This window comes from Nocardia arthritidis (genome assembly GCF_011801145.1).
In the GTDB taxonomy this organism is placed as follows: domain Bacteria; phylum Actinomycetota; class Actinomycetes; order Mycobacteriales; family Mycobacteriaceae; genus Nocardia; species Nocardia arthritidis_A.
In genome coordinates, this window is record NZ_CP046172.1 from 180,680 (window position 1) to 196,755 (window position 16,076).

8 protein-coding genes and 1 pseudogene are annotated in these 16,076 nt (G+C 66.5%); 8 read left to right on the forward strand and 1 reads right to left on the reverse strand.

Features of this window, described 5'->3' with window-relative positions; translation table 11 throughout:
- The first annotated feature begins 312 nt into the window (after positions 1-312).
- The 8 genes and pseudogenes from F5544_RS00850 to F5544_RS00885 all read left to right on the forward strand — a co-directional run bounded on the left by F5544_RS00850 (position 313) and on the right by F5544_RS00885 (position 15,411).
- Positions 313-1,356 (forward strand): alpha/beta hydrolase, encoded by a 1,044-nt coding sequence (locus F5544_RS00850; protein WP_167471404.1) that lies wholly within the window; start codon positions 313-315, stop codon positions 1,354-1,356.
- A gap of 327 nt (positions 1,357-1,683) precedes the next feature.
- A complete protein-coding gene (locus F5544_RS00855) occupies positions 1,684-3,453 on the forward strand; it encodes an alpha/beta hydrolase-fold protein (protein ID WP_167471405.1) in 1,770 nt (589 codons plus the stop codon).
- A 161-nt stretch (positions 3,454-3,614) separates the two neighbouring features.
- A complete protein-coding gene (locus F5544_RS00860; RefSeq protein WP_167471406.1) occupies positions 3,615-4,145 on the forward strand; it encodes a DUF732 domain-containing protein in 531 nt (176 codons plus the stop codon).
- The gene (locus F5544_RS00865; RefSeq protein ID WP_167471407.1) at positions 4,142-5,143 is read left to right on the forward strand and encodes a cutinase family protein; all 1,002 of its coding nucleotides are present in this window, start codon (positions 4,142-4,144) and stop codon (positions 5,141-5,143) included. The genes F5544_RS00860 and F5544_RS00865 overlap by 4 nt, the downstream gene beginning before the upstream one ends.
- Positions 5,144-5,332: 189 nt before the next feature.
- Positions 5,333-6,364 (forward strand): LLM class F420-dependent oxidoreductase, encoded by a 1,032-nt coding sequence (locus F5544_RS00870; RefSeq protein WP_167471408.1) that lies wholly within the window; start codon positions 5,333-5,335, stop codon positions 6,362-6,364.
- A 195-nt stretch (positions 6,365-6,559) separates the two neighbouring features.
- A pseudogene (gene fadD32 / locus F5544_RS00875) lies at positions 6,560-8,469 on the forward strand (long-chain-fatty-acid--AMP ligase FadD32).
- A gap of 85 nt (positions 8,470-8,554) precedes the next feature.
- Complete coding sequence (gene pks13 / locus F5544_RS00880; RefSeq protein WP_167471409.1) at positions 8,555-13,870, forward strand: polyketide synthase Pks13; 5,316 nt, start codon at positions 8,555-8,557, stop codon at positions 13,868-13,870.
- A complete protein-coding gene (locus F5544_RS00885; protein ID WP_167471410.1) occupies positions 13,867-15,411 on the forward strand; it encodes an acyl-CoA carboxylase subunit beta in 1,545 nt (514 codons plus the stop codon). The genes pks13 and F5544_RS00885 overlap by 4 nt, the downstream gene beginning before the upstream one ends.
- A 51-nt stretch (positions 15,412-15,462) precedes the next feature.
- Here F5544_RS00885 and F5544_RS00890 read toward each other — a convergent pair whose 3' ends face one another.
- Entirely contained in the window at positions 15,463-15,960 is a 498-nt protein-coding gene (locus F5544_RS00890; RefSeq protein ID WP_167471411.1) for a peptidylprolyl isomerase, read from the reverse strand.
- Between the last annotated feature and the right edge of the window lie 116 nt (positions 15,961-16,076).

Sequence of the window (16,076 nt, forward strand, 5' to 3'; positions counted from 1 at the left end):
AATCTCGCGGCGCCGCATGAATTTTCGGTGTTCCGAGAAGACATCACCTGCCGGACGCGATAGGGTCACCGCACCATCACAGCTTGCCCACGGGCGGATTTCGGCCATCGGGTTGCCTCGGCCTTGCTAAGGCATCGGTGACCGAATATCGTCCAGCGAGCGCAAGTGTGACCAGATCGATGTAGCGCCGTCGGGTGTGCCGGAAGGTCGGGATCCGGTAAGTCCATGACGTGCGTCTCGTTGGCAGCACGGGTGTTGTCGCGTCCGCAGGGCCCGCGGCCACACCACAACAGCAGAAAGAGAGCAGGATTCATGCGTTTCGGCAGGGCCGCCGCGCCGGAGAAGGATAGGTCGGGACGGCGAGGCGCACCTCGCGGTTTGCGTAATCGAATTCTTGCTGTCGGCGCGGCCGCGCTGGCACTACCCATCGCCGCCGGCGCCGCGGCCCCGACCATGGCCACCGCGGCGCCCGCCGCCGTCGCCGGTCCGGCGCTGCGCGTACCGTCCGGCGGCTACGAGGATCTGGTGGTCCCGTCGACGATGGGCCCGATCAAGGTACAGGTCCAGTGGGCCGCTCGCGGCGGTAACGCTGCGCTGTACCTGCTCGACGGCCTGCGCGCCAAGGACGATCGCAATGCCTGGTCGTTCGAGACGAACGCGCTGCAGCAGTTCGCCAACGACAACATCAGCCTGGTCATGCCGGTCGGCGGCCAGTCCAGCTTCTACACCGACTGGTACGCGCCGAGTAACACCAACGGCCAGAAGACCACCTACAAGTGGGAAACCTTCCTCACCAAGGAACTTCCAGCCTTCCTCGCGAATTACGGTGTCTCGCCGAACAACAACGCGGTGATCGGCCTGTCCATGGGTGGTAGCGCCGCGCTCGCGCTGGCCGCCTACCACCGCGAGCAGTTCAAGTACGCCGGTTCCTACTCGGGTTATCTGAACCTGTCCGCGCCGGGTATGCGCGAGGCGATCCGCCTGGCGATGCTGGACGCGGGCCGCTTCAACGTCGACGCGATGGCCGCGCCGTGGAGCCCGCAGTGGCTGCGGATGGACCCGTTCGTCTTCGCGCCGCAGCTGCGCGGCCTGCCGATGCACATCTCGGCGGCCAACGGCATCCCCGGCCAGTTCGACCACCCGGATTCGGCCATCGGCGTGTTCAACACCGCCAACGGTATGGCGCTCGAGGCGCTGTCGCTGGTGAACACCCGTGCGTTCCAGGCCCGGCTCGGCGCGCTCGGTATCCCGGCCGAGTTCGACTTCCCGGCGGCCGGTACCCACGCCTGGAAGTACTGGGAGGACCAGTTGGCCAAGTCCCGCAAGGGAATTCTGGACGCCACCAACGCCTGGTGATTTTTGAAAAGCGGCTTGTCCCGCCTCTCCGCGTATTTTCGCCGGTCGTGAGAGCCGCCCGGCCCGGTTAACGGGCTGGCGGCAGGCGAAGTAGTCGCTTTTTGGGCGTACCCGACGAGCTACCCATGTGCTCGCGAAATCAGTTGTCGCGGTGGGTAGCTCGTCGAGGCGTTTGAACTGGCTGGTCTATTCCCGTGTGTCTTACCGGGAACTGGCCGGTTACGGGGGTAGAAAGCTTTTGTGGCTGGGATCGCGTGCGGTAGATGGGGGAGAATCGGACGACGGGCCGGAGCGGCGCGTATCCGGTTGACGTTGCTTGCCACGGCCATGGTGCTACCCCTGGCGGCGGGCCTATCCACCGCCGCCCAACCCGCGAGCGCACAACCGGCGGCCGCCGCGCAGGGCGCCTCGGTGCAGAAGGTGGTGTGGCTCAACGACCGCCGCGTCGCGCTCTGGGTGAACTCGCCGTCGATGGGCAGCCCGGTCCAGGTGCAGCTGCTGCTCGCGCGCGACTGGAATACCCGCCCCGACGCCAAATTCCCGGTGCTGTACCTGCTGGACGGCCTACGCGCGACCGAGGACGAGAGCGGCTGGACCAAGGACGCGGGCGCGGTCGACTTCTTCGCCGACAAGAATGTCACCGTCGTGCTGCCGATCGGCGGCCAGTCCAGCTTCTACTCCGACTGGCTACAGCCGAACAACGGCAAGAACTACAAGTGGGAAACCTTCCTGATGAAGGAGCTGCCGCCGCTGTTGGAGGGGCAGTGGCGGGCCACGGATGTGCGTGGCATGGAGGGGCTTTCGATGGGCGGCACGGCCGCCATGTTCCTGGCCGCGCGCAATCCCGGCTTCGCCAAATACGCGGCCTCCTATTCCGGCTTCCTGACCACGACCACGCTCGGCATGCCGCAGGCCATCCAGTACGCGATGCGCGATGCGGGCGGCTTCGATGCGAATGCCATGTGGGGGCCGCCGAACGGCCCGGAGTGGGCGGGCCACGATCCGTACGCGCTGGCCGACAAGCTCAAGGGCGTGAGCCTGTACATCTCCAGCGGCAGCGGCGCCACCGGGCCGTTCGATCAGGCGTCGGCGATTCCCGGGGTCAGCACCAACTTCGCCGGCATGGGTTTGGAGATACTGTCGCGGCTCACCTCACAGAACTTCGTCACCAAGCTGGCCAAGCTGTCGATTCCGGCGCAGGTGAATTACCGTCCGTCCGGCACCCATTCGTGGCCGTACTGGGATTTCGAGATGCGGCAGTCGTGGACGCAGGCGGCGTCGGCGCTCGGTGTCGACGCGGGCAAACCCGGCTGTGCGGTGGGCGGCGCGATCGGCGCCGTCGTCGCGGGCAACAACTGGCTCGGCGACTGTCTGACCCCCGAGTATCAGGTGAACGGCGGTGTGGCGCAGGACTTCCGGGGCGGGCGGGTGTTCTTCACGCCCGGCACGGGTGCGCACGCGGTGGGCGGGATGATCGGCGGTGGTTATCAGGCGGCGGCCGCGGTGCTCGGTTTGCCGACCGGCGACGAGCGTCCGCTGCCGGACGGGCGCGGCCGCTTCCAGACCTTCCAGAACGGCTCGCTGTACTGGACGCCGCAGACCGGCGCGCAGGTGGTGCGCGGCGCGATCCTCGACGAGTGGGGCAAACAGGGCTACGAACGCGGCCCGGCCGGCTATCCGACCGGCCCGGAAATGAAGACGCCCAACAAGGACGGCGCGGTGCAGGGCTTCGAGAACGGCCCGTTCTACTACAACCAGAAGACGGGCGCGCATCGCGTGCAGGGCCTGATCCTCGGCAAATACGCGCAGCTGGGTTATGAGAACAGCTGGCTCGGTTTCCCGGCGGCGGAGGAGCAGGCGATCAAGGATCTCGGCAGATTCTCCCGCTTCGAGGGCGGCAATATCTACTGGAGTCCGCTGTCGGGCGCGTGGGCGGTGCGCTCGGGTCCGGTCATGGACACCTGGAAGGACACCGGGTTCGAGAACGGACGGCTCGGATATCCGATCAGCGACGAATTCCCGATTCCGGGCGGTGTGCAGCAGAACTTCCAGGGCGGATTCATCACCGTGAAGGACGGAAAGCCCGAAGTCCATTAGAAGACGCGGCATGAGCGTCAGGCCCGGAGGAGGTAGCGCAGCGTGACCACGCAGGGCCCGCGAATGCCGCCAATCGAACATTGCCATGGTCTTCTCAGAGGTTGCCGCTAGCCTGGACGGCGACCTCCCCCCGTTTGCACAGATCGAGGACAGAGAAATTCATGGATCGGACCCGTGGAAAGCTTGTCGGCGTCGTGCTTGCCGTCGCCGCAACCGGCCTACTCGCCGCGTGCGGTGGCAATGACTCGACCGCGTCGAAGACACCGACCCTGAGCAAGACCACGACGTCGGCGCAGAGTTCGGCCGCCGCGCCGAGCAGCGCCGCGGGCGACACCGGCAATCCCGCACCGGCGCCACAAGCCGCGCCGCAGACCACCGTCGCGCCCGAGCGCCCGCAGCCGGTGCCGACCGGCGCGGTTCCGCCCGCCGACACTTCGAAGCTCACCGACAAGGACAAGAAGTTCCTGGACGCGCTGAAGAACCAGGGCATCACCGTCTCCAGCCCGGATATCGCGTTGAGCGTCGCGAACTACGTCTGCCAGAGCACGCAGTCCGGTGCGAAGCAGGAGGACATCGTGCCGTTCGTGAACGCGATGGCCGGCTCCGATCCGTCCTTCGATCCGGCCAAGATGCCGGTGGAGAAGGCGGGGCAGATCTACATCGACGCCGCTAAGCAGACGTACTGCCAGTGAATTCTCGACGTGGTTACGGACCCCGCCGGTCGCGACCGGCGGGGTGCCTGCTGACCCTCGCGAAGATCGCCGCGGTGATCGCGATCATCATCGTCATCGCGATCATCATCTGGTACATCGCGGCGGGCCGGTACCGGCCGCCGGTCGGGCCGAAGCCGCCGCCGGGACGGCCGGATACGCAGTCGGCGAGTTGTCCTGACGTGCAACTGCTTTCGATTCCCGGCACCTGGGAGTCGAACAGCAACGACGACCCGTTCAATCCGACCGCCAATCCGAACTCGTTGATGCTCAACATCTCCCGGCCGGTTCAGCAGAACTTCCCGAAGGAACGGCTCGAGGTGTACACCGTGCCGTACGTCGCGCAGTTCTCCAATCCGGTCGCGCTGCCGCCGGACGGTCAGGCGTCCTACAACGTGAGCCGGTCCGAGGGTGCGCAGCGCGCGGTGGACGCGCTCACGACCATGAACAAGAAATGCCCGCTCACCACCTATGTGATCGCCGGATTCTCGCAGGGCGCGGTCATCGCGGGCGATATCGCCGCATCGATCGGGGCGAACAAGGGCCCGGTGCCGCAGGATCTGGTGCTCGGCGTCATGTTGATCGCCGACGGCCGCCGCACCGGTGAGGACGGGCCGGGGCAGGCCAAGCAGATCGGTACGCCGATTCCGCAGGGTGTCGGCGCCGAGGTGGCGCTGCGCGGCCTGGATCTGATGGGCATCACCATGACCGGTCCGCGCGACGGCGGTTTCGGCAAGCTGGCCGACCGCACCTACACCATTTGCGCCCCAGGCGATTTGATCTGTGACGCGCCCCGGCAGGCGCTCAACCCGTTCAATATGATTCCCAGCCTGCTGACGCTGGTGAGGGCCGCGGGCAACCCGGTGCACAGCCTCTACAACAGTTACGTCGTCGACGGTGACGGCACCACCGCCACCGAGTGGACGACCAACTGGGTCGAGGGGCTGGTCCAGCACGCCCCGCATCCGAAACATTCCTGAGCTCGCCCGGCATCTTGGTGAATTCGCACAGGCCAGGCCGGGCGGGCCGGGTGCGACCGACCGAGTGTGCCGCGACAACCGCACTCACCTTCTCCGGCACGCTGTAAAGTGCGCTGATGATTGCGACCGCACCGAAGCCCGACCGGTGCGGCGCGCCGGAACTTCGTTGACAGCCAGGAGCATGAGTTCATGACAGAAGCCGCCGCACCGGCCACTACGGCGGATGCTGAGTTGAGCGCGCTGGGCACGCCGCTGCGCAAGTTCCGCTTCGCCGCCGCGGGCGAGGGGAACAAGCAGGAGGGCGGCGCGCGCAAGTTCATCCAAACGGCGCAGCAGGCCGAGGAATACGGCTACGACACCTTCGTGGTACCCGATCACCTCGGCGACCAGATCGGCCCGATCGCCGCGCTCGGCGCGCTGAGTCAGGCCACCGAGCGGATCCGGCTCGGAACCTCGGTGCTGGCCAACCCATTCCGCCACCCGGTGGTGCTGGCCAAGGATCTGGCCACCATCGACGTGCTGTCGAAGGGCCGGCTCGAGGTCGGCATCGGCGCGGGCTGGAAGCAGGACGAATTCGCGGCCGCCGGAATCGAATACGAGCGGCCGGGGGTGCGGCTCGAACGACTGGACGAGGCGCTGACGATCCTGGACGTGCTGCTGCGCGGCCAGGAATGCAATTTCGACGGCAAGCACTACCAGGTGCACGGCATCAAGGGCACCCCGAGGCCGCGGCAGGGTCCGCGCCCGCCGATCTGCACCGGCGGCGGCGGTCCGCGCATGCTGCGCCTGGCGGCCAAGCACGCCGACATCATCTCCGTCGTTCCGGTGACGACGCAGAACGGCAAGGGTCTGCTCTCCAGCATCACCATCGATAAGGCCATCGAGAAGGTCAACCTGATCAAGGAGGCCGCGGGGGACCGGTTCGCCGAGATCGAGCTGAACTGGGCCATCACCGCGGTCGTCATCACCGACGATCGGGAGAAGACCGCGGAGATGGCGCTCAACGCGTTGGATAGGGGCCTTTCGCCCCTGCTCGAGGTCGACGTCAAGCTCTCGGTCGAAGACATCCTCGCCTCCCCCTATGTGGCGATCGGTTCATTCGAGGAGATCGCCGAGCACATCAAGCGTGTGCGGCAACTCACGTCGATGTCGTATGTGGGTGTGTTCCCAACGCAAATGGACGCTTTCGCGGGTGTGATCCCCCTGCTGCGGGACGAGTGATCCGCTGTTCTCTGTAACATGACTGAGGTTTGAGAACATCTAGCCGATAGCGGTCACCGCGCAGACCGCATTAATCTGCGAGCCTGCTCACGTATTTCGGAGCACCCGCGGGCGATAGCGAGTCGGGGCCTCACAGGTAACAAGCGGCGATGTCGCCGTATTGCTGCGATGTGCCTCGGAGGAGAAGAAGAAGGAATGGAAGAGACTTTCGACGACTACCTGGACGAACACGGGAACATCCGGATTCCCGAAGGTCGCACCCTGGTCGATCACGTCGAGAAGCACACTCGCAACGACGCGAATACGTTGGCGTACCGCTACATCGACTACTCGCGTGAGCGCGACGGCGAGGTGCACGAGCTCACTTGGCAACAGTTCGGGGTCCGGCTGCGCGCGGTGGCCGCTCGACTGCAGCAGGTGACCAACCCGGGCGACCGGGTCGCGATCCTGGCGCCGCAGGGTCTGGACTACGTGGTTTCCTTCTTCGCCGCGATTTACGCGGGCACCATCTCGGTGCCGCTGTTCGACCCGGACGAGCCCGGCCACACCGACCGCCTGCACGCGGTGCTCGGCGACTGCGAACCCGCGGCCATCCTCACCGCGAGCTCCTCCGCGGCGGGTGTGCGCCAGTTCTTCCGTTCGCTGCCCGCGCAGCAGCGTCCGCGCATCATCGCGGTGGACGCCATCCCGGACAGCGTCGGCGACACCTGGGTGCGGCCCGATATCGCCATCGACGATATCGCCTACCTGCAGTACACCTCGGGCTCCACCCGGGTTCCGGCCGGTGTGGAGATCACCCACCGGGCCGTCGGCACGAACCTGCTGCAGATGGTCGACGCGATCAACCTGGACTGGAATTCGCGCGGCGTCACCTGGCTGCCGCTGTTCCACGACATGGGTCTGCTGACGGTGATCCTGCCCGCGGTCGGCGGCAAGTACATCACCATCATGTCGCCGAGCGCGTTCGTCAGACGTCCGTACCGATGGATCAAGGAACTGGCCGCGGTCTCCGACGGCGCCGGAACCTTCGCCGCCGCACCGAATTTCGCATTCGAACACGCCGCGGCGCGCGGTCTGCCCAAGCCGGGGGAATCGCTCGATCTTTCGAATGTCATCGGCCTGATCAACGGCTCCGAGCCGGTGACCACCTCGTCGATGAAGAAGTTCAACGAGGCCTTCGCGCCGTACGGCCTGCCCAAGACGGCGATCAAACCCTGCTACGGCATGGCCGAGGCCACCCTCTTCGTCTCCGCGACCAAGGCCGAGGACGAGGCCAAGGTCACCTACGTGGACCGCGTCGAGCTCAACGCGGGCCGGATGGTGCCGGTCGAGCCCTCGGCCGAGAATGCAATCGCGCAGGTGAGCTGCGGTTATGTCGCGCTTTCGCAGTGGGCCGTTATCGTCGATCCGGAGTCGGTGGAGACCGGCGGCCGCGAGGTGCCGGACGGGCACGTCGGCGAGATCTGGCTGCACGGCAACAATATGGGCATCGGCTACTGGGGTCGCCCGGACGAGACCGCCAAAACCTTCCACAACCGGGTCGTGCACCGGCTGCCCGCCAACAGCCACGCGGAAGGCGCTGAGCCGGAAGCGAATTGGATGCGCACCGGCGACTACGGCGTCTACTACGACGGCGAGCTGTACATCACCGGCCGGGTGAAGGACCTGGTGATCGTCGACGGCCGCAACCACTACCCGCAGGATCTCGAGTTCTCCGCGCAGGAGGCGAGCAAGGCGCTGCGGCCCGGATTCGTCGCCGCGTTCTCGGTGCCCGCGAACCAGCTGCCCGCCCTCGTTTTCGAGCAGGGTAGCCACTCGGGCTGAAATTCGACGCCGACGACGCCTCCGAGCAGCTGGTGATCGTCGCCGAGCGCGGACCTGGTGCGGGCAAGGCCGATCCGCTGCCGATCGCCGACGCGGTGCGCGGGGCCATCTCCCAGCGACACGGCGTCACCGTGCGCGACGTACTGTTGGTGCCCGCGGGCTCGATTCCGCGGACCTCCAGCGGCAAGATCGCGCGGCGCGCCTGCAAGACTGCTTACTTGGAGGGGACGCTGCGCGGTGGTTACACCCAGCAGTCGTTCCCCGATGCACCCGAGGAGTGAACCAGCAAGGGCTGGCTCGACACTTATCCGCCGAGCGTCAGTTCCACGGCGCGGCCGGTACGCAGACAGGTAGCTTGAGGAATTGATGGCTGACAACGAGGGCACGCCCCAGACCGAAATCGTTCCCGCCGCCGCTGATGCGGTCGTGGCGGGAACGTCCGACTTCCTTGTCGGCAACGAGGCGCTGAAAACCGGTGCCACCACGGGTATTTCCGTGTCCGAATTGCGTGAGTGGATGCGCCGGTGGATCGCCGACGCGACCGCGCAGCCGCTCGAGCAGATCACGGTCGACCGGCCGATGGAGGAATTCGGCCTGGCCTCCCGGGATATGCTCGCGCTCGGCGGCGACCTCGAGGACGTCACCGGCGTCGTCGTCACCGCGACCGTCGCATACCAGCATCCGACCATCGCGGCGCTGGCGGAGCGGATCATCAACGGTGAGCCGGAGGTGCCGGAGGAGTCCGCGGACGACGCCTTCTACGCGTCGTACACGCCGGGCGAGGCACACGATATCGCCATCGTCGGTCTGTCCACCCGGCTGCCGGGTGCGGGCGATACGCCGGAGTCGACGTGGGAGTTTTTGATCAATCGCGGTGATGCGATTCGGGAGCGGCCGGAGGGGCGGTGGTCGGAATTCACCAGTGATCCGGCCGTGTCCGCGAAAGTGGCCGAACACAATACGCGTGGCGGCTACCTCGATCAGGAGGTCGTCAAGTCCTTCGACGCGGAATTCTTCGCGATGTCGCCGATCGAGGTCGAGCGCGTCGATCCGCAACAGCGGTTGATGATGGAGCTGACGTGGGAGGCGTTGGAGCACGCCAGGATCCCCGCGAGCAGCCTCAGGGGCGAGCCGGTCGGCGTCTTCATCGGTACTTCCACCAGCGATTTCCAGCTGATCGCCGCACTGTCCCTCGGGGAAGAGGATGCTGGAGCACCCGCCTCGGCCGCGGCCTACGGCCTGACCGGTAGTTCCTCCGGCATCATCTCCAACCGGATCTCCTACTTCTACGATTTCCGTGGCCCCTCGGTCGCCGTCGATACCGCGTGCTCGTCCACGCTGGTGGCGGTGCATCAGGCGGTGCGCGCGCTGCGTGAGGGCGACGCCGATCTCGCCCTGGCGGGCGGCGTCAACATGCTTCTCGCACCGATGATCACGCTCGGCTTCGACTCGATCGGCGCGGTCGCGAAGGACGGCCGGATCAAGGCCTTCTCCTCGGATGCCGACGGCATGGTTCGTTCCGAGGGCGCAGGTTTGATCGTGCTCAAGCGGTTGGTCGATGCCGAGCGCGATGGCGATCGGATTCTCGGGGTTATCAAAGGTTCGGCGGTCAATAGCGACGGCCGGTCGAACGGCATTGTCGCGCCGAATCCGGAAGCCCAGGCCGATGTGTTGCGGCGGGCGTATCGAGATGCGGGTATAAGGCCGTCGGATGTCGACTATATCGAGGCGCACGGTACCGGCACTCTGATCGGCGACCCGATCGAGGCCGAGGCGCTCGGTAAGGTGGTCGGCCGCGGTCGCGACGACGACAGGCCCGCGCTGCTCGGCTCGGCCAAGACGAACTTCGGTCACCTGGAGTCCGGTGCGGGTGCGGCCAGCCTGGCCAAGGTGCTGATGGCGTTCCAGCACAACGTGATTCCGCCGAGCATCAACTTCGCGGGTCCGAACCCTTACATCCCGTTCGAACAGTCGCATCTGCAGGTGGTCACCGAGCCGACCGAGTTCCCGCGCTACAGCGGCGTTGCGACCGTTGGTATTTCGGGCTTCGGCTTCGGCGGTACCAATGCGCACGTCGTGGTGCAGGAATACGTGGCGACGCCGGTGGTGCCCGAGGTGACGGCCGAGGCCGACGGCGATATCGAGACCACCGATGTGGTCGCCGAGGCGGAAGCCATTGTGGCGCAGCCCGAACCGGAGTGGTCGGCCGAGCGCACCGAACCGCTGCCGGTGATCATCGCGGTGTCCGGCTACCTGCCGTCGCGCCGCCGTCGCGCCGCCGCCGAACTGGCCGACTGGCTGGAAAGCGATGCGGGACAGGCGACTCCGCTGGCGGATGTGGCGCGGTCGCTGGCCAAGCGCAGCCACTGGCGCTCGCGCGGCGTCGTGCTGGCGCAGACGCATGAGGAGGCCATCGCCGGGTTGCGCGCCATCGCGGCCGGTAAGCCGGGCACCGGCGTATTCACCGCCGACTCGCCCGCCACCCTCGGCCCGGTGTGGGTGCTCGCCGGATTCGGTGCGCAGCACCGCAAGATGGGCAAGCAGCTCTACCAAGAGAATTCGATCTTCCGCAAGGCCGTCGACGAGGTCGACGAGCTGGTACAGGACGAGGCGGGCTACTCGATCCGGGAGATGTTCCTGGACGACGCACAGGACTACAACGTCGGCACCTCGCAGGTCGGCATCTTCACCATCCAGATCGGTCTCGCCGCGGTGCTGCGCGCGCACGGCGCGGAACCCGAAGCGGTGGTCGGCCATTCGATGGGCGAGGTCGCGGGCGCGTACCTCGCGGGCGGGTTGAACCTGGAAGACGCCGTTCGCGTCATCTGCGCGCGTTCGCGCCTGATGGGCGAGGGCGAGGCGATGATCTCCGACGCCGACGTGCGGAATATGGCGATCGTCGAGCTCAGCGCCGCCGATATCGAGCAGCTGCTCGCGGAGTACCCGGAGGTCGAGACCGCGGTATTCGCCGCGCCGACCAACACCGTGATCGGCGGCCCCAAGGATCAGGTCGAGGCGATCGTCGCGCAGGTCGAGGCGGCGGGCAAATTCGCGCGCATCCTGCCGACCCGCGGCGCGGGCCACACCTCGCAGATGGATCCGCTGCTGGGCGAGCTGGCCGCCGAGCTGGCGGGTATCGAGCCGAGCAAACTGAAGGCCGGCCTGTACTCGACGGTCAACAAGGAAGAGTTCTACCGGCCCGGCCACGACCCGGTGCATAACGAGGACTACTGGGTCAAGAACATGCGCCACGCGGTGTACTTCACCAACGCGGTGAAGCTCGCCGTCGACACCGGGTACACCACCTTCCTGGAGCTGGCCCCGAATTCCGTTGCGCTGATGCAGGTTCTGGGCACCACCTACGCGGCCGGACTGCACGACGCGCAGCTGATCCCGACCCTCAAGCGCAAGGAGGACGAGGCGGCGGGCGTCATCGCCGCGCTGGCTCAGCTGTACGTGCACGGCCACAAGGTGGACCTGCCGTCGCTGCTGCCCGCGGGCGAGTACGCCGACATTCCGCGAACCACGTTCCTGCGCAAGGAATTCTGGCCGAAGGTGCGGATGTCCAGCAGCGGCAGCGCCCGGGTGCCCGGCTCGCATGTCGCGCTGCCGGACGGACGCCACGTCTGGGAGGTGCAGGCCGCGGCGGTGACCGATGCGGCCGAGCTGGTGAAAGCGGCTGCGGCGCAGGTGCTCAGCGATGTTTCGCTCGGCGCGTCGATCCCGCATGCTGCGGTCCCCGGCGCCGGGACGCTGACCACCACGCTCACCCCGCATCCGGGTGGTGCGTCGGTGCAGGTACATGCCAAGGAGGGCAACGCTTTCCGGCTGCTGCTCGACGCGGTGGTCAGTTCCGGCGCACCGCTGCCCGAACCTGTTGTGGCGCAAGCGGTTCCGGCGGTCGAGGAGCAGGCGGCCGATCTGGAGGTCATCGAGACCTTCGGTGATCGCTGGGATCCGAACGGCAGCCAGACCCTGGAGGCCCGGCTCGCGCTGATCGTCGCCGAATCCATGGGCTACGCGGTCGAGGATCTGCCGATGGAGATCCCGCTGATGGAACTCGGCCTGGATTCGCTGATGGCCATGCGCATCAAGAACCGGGTCGAATACGAATTCGATATCCCGCAGCTGCAGATCTCCGCCGTGCGCGACGCGAACCTGACCGAGGTCGGCAAGGTGCTGCGCTACGCCGTCGACCACCGCGACGAGGTCCAGGCCATGGCCGATAAGCAGGCCTCGGGCGAGGCCGGGGAGCTCGGTGCGGGTGGCGATTTCGTCACCGCGGCACGGGCGGCGCTCGCGGCGGGCGAGGATCCGGCGGCCGCGGTGAAGGATGCGGCCGGGGTTACCGAAAGCGTTGCGGCCGAGGCGGATTCGCAGGTTGTCGCGGATTCGGTGAGCGAGCCGAATAGCGCTGGGGCTGAAGCGGTTTCGCCTTCGGCGTCGACCGACGCTGTGGCCCCGGACGCCGCGCGCGCGGCCGAGGTTGCCGCACCGACTGATTCGCCTGCGGCGCAGGAGCCCGTCGCGCCCGCGACGCCACTGCCCATCGAGGCGGCCGCGGTCTTCGCCGATGCCGAATCGCCCAACGATGACGACAATGTGCCGCCGCGCGATGCGGCCGAGCGGTTGGCGTTCGGCACCTGGGCGGTGGTCACCGGTAAGTCGGCGGGTGGCATCTTCAATACGCTGCCGATTCTCGAGGAGGAGGTCGCCGAGAAGTTGGCGGCGCGACTCACCGAGCGGGTCGGCGCCGAGATCACGGTTGACGATGTGCTCGATTCGGAGACCATCGAGGAGTTGGCCAACGTCGTTCGTGAGTTGCAGGACAGCGGTGCCGATCTGGACGGCTTCATTCGTCCGCTGCGGCCACGGGCCGAGGGTTCGAATGCGGTGCCGGTCTTCGTCTTTCACCCGGCGGGCGGCAATACCCTGGTCTACGAACCACTGTTGAAGCGACTGCCCGCGGGCACCCCGATGTACGGCTTCGAGCGTGTCGAGGGTTCCATCGAGGAACGGGCTCGCCAATACCTGCCGGAGCTGCGCAAGATTCAGGGCGATGGCCCGTACGTGCTGTACGGCTGGTCGCTCGGTGCGGTGCTCGCGCTGCAGGTCGGTCAGCTGCTGCGAGCCGAGGGCGCGACCGTCGAGTTCGTCGGTCTGATTGATCTGGCCAGGACGGTCGAGGACGAGGACAACAGTCCGGAAGAGCGGATCCGCCGCATCGAGCGCTACCAGGCCTTCGCCAAGAAGACCTATGGCGTGCAGGGCGAATTGGATCGGGAAACGCTGGAGAAACTGGCAGCGGCCGACGACGCCCAGCAGTTCAAGATGATCAGCGATCTGATCAAGATGAGCGATGCGAAGATCCCGGGTGGCGTGCTCGAGCATCAGAAGACATCGTGGGTCGAAAACCGTGCGCTGCAACAGGTTCGGCCGAGTCGCTACGACGGGAATGTCGTGCTCTACCTCGCGGACCGCTATCACGACGGTGCGATCGAGCTGGAGCCGCGTTTCGCCCACCGCCGACCCAACGGTGGCTGGGACGAATACATCGAGAACCTCGAAATCATCCACATCCCAGGCGATCACCTCCAGATCGTCGACGAACCGCGCGTCGCCAGAATCGGCGCCGACCTGACCGCCAAGCTGGCGGAAATCGAGGCGAAAGGGGCCAAGTGAGCACCACTGCCGAGAAACTCGCCGATCTGCGAAAGCGCCTCGAGTTAGCGCAGGAGCCGGCGGGTGAAGCGGGGGTAGCCAAGCGGGCGAAGAAGGGTATTCCCAGCGCCCGCGAGCGGATCAATATGCTGCTGGATCCCGGCACCTTCGTGGAAATCGGTGCGCTGGTGCGTAAGCCCGGTGATCCGTCGGCGCTCTACGGCGACGGCGTTGTCACCGGGCACGGTCTGGTCGACGGCCGTCCGGTCGCGGTGTTCTCGCACGATCAGACCGTGTACGGCGGTTCGGTCGGTGAGATGTTCGGCCGCAAGGTCGCCGGGATCATGGAGTACGCGGCGCGGGTCGGCTGCCCGGTGGTCGGCATCAACGATTCGGGTGGCGCCCGCGTGCAGGAGGCGGTCACGTCGCTGGCCTGGTATGCCGAGCTGGGCCGCCGCCAGGAACCGCTATCCGGTCTGGTGCCGCAGATTTCGATGATCCTCGGCAAGTGCGCGGGTGGCGCGGTGTATGCCCCGATCAACACCGATGTGGTGGTGGCGACCGAGGAGGCGTACATGTTCGTCACCGGCCCCAAGGTGATTCGCGAGGTCACTGGCGAGGATGTGAGCCTGGAGGAGCTCGGCGGCGCGCAGAGCCAGGCCGAGTACGGCAATATCCACCACGTCGCCAAGGATGAAAAGGCGGCGTTCGAGTGGGTGCGCGACTATCTGAGCTATCTGCCCACCAGCTGCCAGGAATTGGCGCCGATTGTCAATCCGGGTCTGGAGCCGGAGGTCACCGAGAGCGACCTGGAGCTGAATTCGCTTGTGCCGGATTCGGATAACGCCGGGTACGACATGCACGACATCCTGTTGCGCATCTTCGACGACGGCGCCTTCCACGAGGTCGGCGCCTCGGCCGGCCGCAATATAATCACCGGATTCGCGCGGGTGGACGGCCGCAGCGTCGGTGTGGTGGCGAATCAGCCGATGGTGTACGCGGGTGCGCTCGATGCCAGGGCCTCGGATAAGGCGGCGCATTTCGTGCGGCTGTGCGACGCGTTCGAGATTCCGCTGGTGTTCGTTGTCGATACGCCCGGCTTCCTACCCGGTGTGGAACAGGAGAAGATCGGCGTCATCAAACGCGGCGGCCGATTCCTGTTCTCCTTCGTCGAGGCGACGGTGCCGAAGGTGACCGTGGTGATCCGCAAATCGTACGGCGGCGGTTATGCCGTGATGGGTTCGAAACAGCTTGGCGCGGACGTGAATTTGGCGTGGCCCACCGCGCGCATCGCGGTGATGGGCGCGGAGAGCGCGGTCAGCCTGATCGGCGGCAAGCAAATCGAGGCCGCTCCCGAGGAGCAGCGGGCGGCCATGCGCCAGCAGATGATCGACTTCTACAACGCCACCATGGCGACGCCGTGGGTCGCGGCCGAACGCGGCTATATCGATGCCGTCATCGAACCGTCGGCGACCAGGCTGGAGCTGCGCCGCGCCCTGAAGTTGTTGCGCGACAAGCAGCTTGCCCGCAACCCGCGCAAGCACCACCTGCTGCCGCTCTAGGGATTGCGAACGGGCCGTAACCCGGTGAGGTACGGCCCGTTCCGCGAATTGTCAGCCGATCGAAGCGGATTCGATGACGACGTCATCGACCGGAACGTCCTGGTGCATACCCGCCGAAGAGGTGGCGACGCCGGCGATCTTGTCGACCACCTCGCTGCCCTCCGTCACGGTGCCGAACACCGCGTAACCCCAACCGGACGGGGTCGGTGCGGAGTGGTTCAGGAAATCGTTGTCGGCGACGTTGATGAAGAACTGCGCGGTGGCCGAGTGCGGGTCGTTGGTGCGCGCCATCGCGACGGTGTACTTGTTGTTCTTCAGGCCGTTGTTGGCCTCGTTCTGAATCGGGGCCTGGGTGCCCTTCTGCTTCATCTCCGGGGTGAAGCCGCCGCCCTGAATCATGAAGCCCGGGATGACGCGGTGGAAGATGGTGCCGCTGTAATGGCCGGAGTTCACGTAGTCCACGAAGTTGCGCACGGTGTTGGGCGCCTTCGCGTCGTCCAGATCCAGGACGATTTTTCCGTAGTTCGTCTCGAGATTCACCTTGGTCATATCCCTACCCTTTCATGCCGGTCTGTTATCGACCCAGCGAAGTCACGTTTGGCGTCCCTCAGTTGGGAGGCTACGAGCGGGGTCGTGCGCAAACCCTTCGCGGCGAAGCCACGGTG

Excerpts from the sequence above, each read along its gene's own strand:
- F5544_RS00860 (WP_167471406.1), top strand. The coding sequence starts at position 3,615 with ATGGATCGGACCCGTGGAAAGCTTGTCGGCGTCGTGCTTGCCGTCGCC.
- F5544_RS00850 (WP_167471404.1), top strand. The coding sequence starts at position 313 with ATGCGTTTCGGCAGGGCCGCCGCGCCGGAGAAGGATAGGTCGGGACGG.
- F5544_RS00890 (WP_167471411.1), bottom strand. The coding sequence starts at position 15,960 with ATGACCAAGGTGAATCTCGAGACGAACTACGGAAAAATCGTCCTGGAT.
- pks13 (WP_167471409.1), top strand. The coding sequence starts at position 8,555 with ATGGCTGACAACGAGGGCACGCCCCAGACCGAAATCGTTCCCGCCGCC.
- F5544_RS00870 (WP_167471408.1), top strand. The coding sequence starts at position 5,333 with ATGACAGAAGCCGCCGCACCGGCCACTACGGCGGATGCTGAGTTGAGC.
- F5544_RS00855 (WP_167471405.1), top strand. The coding sequence starts at position 1,684 with ATGGTGCTACCCCTGGCGGCGGGCCTATCCACCGCCGCCCAACCCGCG.